The sequence below is a fragment of the Vibrio sp. 10N.261.52.A1 genome (genome assembly GCF_002876325.1).
GTDB classification, from domain to species: Bacteria; Pseudomonadota; Gammaproteobacteria; order Enterobacterales; family Vibrionaceae; genus Vibrio; species Vibrio chagasii.
The window spans coordinates 1-378 of sequence record NZ_MCYD01000217.1 but is presented as its reverse complement, the minus strand read 5'-3'; the positions used below and the strand labels follow the sequence as shown (position 1 = coordinate 378).

The 378-nt window shown below is 29.4% G+C and carries 1 protein-coding gene; it reads right to left on the bottom strand.

Features of this window, described 5'->3' with window-relative positions:
* Positions 1-46: 46 nt before the first annotated feature.
* Positions 47-378, bottom strand: a 332-nt coding sequence (locus BCT81_RS29530) for a hypothetical protein (RefSeq protein WP_206747998.1), incomplete at its 5' end; no start/stop codon positions are given.

The following is a 378-nucleotide window of genomic DNA, read 5'->3' as shown; positions in this document are numbered from 1 at the left end:
AAGTAGTATAAGTAGTCAATGTATTTTTTGTTTGCCACTAGCATAGTTAACTTCTTATCTTCTGGAAAAGTCGATACATATACTCACTGCGAAAAAAACCCAAAAGCATTATTTTATAACTGATAAAGTCACCACTAACTACAAAGGTTTCTTTAATAAATTTATTGTGCAAATATTGGTTCTCAGATATGGATTTACATATAACTTCATTTAATTTCATTGATTCTGTTTTTTCTACTATCTCTGGCAACGCGTTTTTCTCTGCACTGTAGAATTTCCCATCATACCTATACTGTGAAATAACATCATTTATGAAAAACACTTTATTGCTAGATAAATTTTCATAAATATAGAGGTGATCTTCACTAGTCTTATAGC